General features: G+C 62.8%; 1 pseudogene. It reads right to left on the bottom strand.

Annotated features, from left to right (window positions below):
- Positions 1 to 744: pseudogene (locus NP596_RS21620) on the bottom strand (O-antigen ligase family protein); the annotation flags it as partial.
- Positions 745 to 884: the final 140 nt, after the last annotated feature.

The following is an 884-nucleotide window of genomic DNA, read 5'->3' as shown; positions in this document are numbered from 1 at the left end:
GAGCTCCCGCCGCCGCAGCCACGCCATGCCGCCGGCAAACGCCAATAGCGGTACCAAGGCATTGCGGGATTCCGTCAGCAGCAGCGCCAGACAGGCGCCCAGGATGGCCCATAGCAAGGCCGGTTTCGTCAACCTGCCTTGCGCGTACAGCTGAAAGACCAATAGGGCCAGCATGACCGAGGTCGCGCCGAAAATGGCCGGATGTTCGTAGATTCCGGAGACCCTAGGCAGATATTTGAAACTGGCTTCGGGATGGAAGGCCAGGGAAAAACTCTTCAGGGCGGGACTGTCGAAACGCACGCCCATGCCCAACAAGATATTGCCCCAGAGGGCCAGCAGCGCCGCCCGAGCCGCCGCCGGCGGGAAATCGGGAAAAGCCAGTGCAAGATTCAGAAATGTCCACAGCAACAGCAGGGCGGTGCAGTATTTGATCGCGAATTTGACGGCGATAACGGGGTGCGCGGACATCAGCACCGAGGCCGCCAGCGCCGCCATGCAAGCCAGGACGGCCAAAAACGGCAGGCGTAGTACGGGCGGTATGCCTTGCCGCCGCCACAACCAAACGGAAACGGCGCCGACAAAAACGCGAATGGCGGTTGCGCCCAGGGACACGCCGCTGCCCAGCCAGTCGGCTATGACGACTTGTTGCAGGCAGAACAGCAGATAAACGGCCAAGCAGAGTGCCGTGGCGATGGCATTCGGCATCAGGTCGCCGGCCGGAACGAGGTATTTGGGTAAGGCCATGCGTCAATGAAGGCGGCCGGCGCTTGCGGTCAAAATGTCGAGAATGCGCCGGTAGGCGAGTCCGTCGCCGAAGGGATTGCTCCAGTCCACCGGGCGCTGGAGCAGCGTCCGCGCGGCCGAGCGCAGTTCGGAAGCTTCCA

It is taken from the genome of Methylomonas rivi, assembly GCF_024505165.1.
In the GTDB taxonomy this organism is placed as follows: domain Bacteria; phylum Pseudomonadota; class Gammaproteobacteria; order Methylococcales; family Methylomonadaceae; genus Methylomonas; species Methylomonas rivi.
The sequence above is the reverse complement of the archived record's forward strand: the minus strand, read 5'-3'. Positions and strand labels throughout refer to the sequence as shown.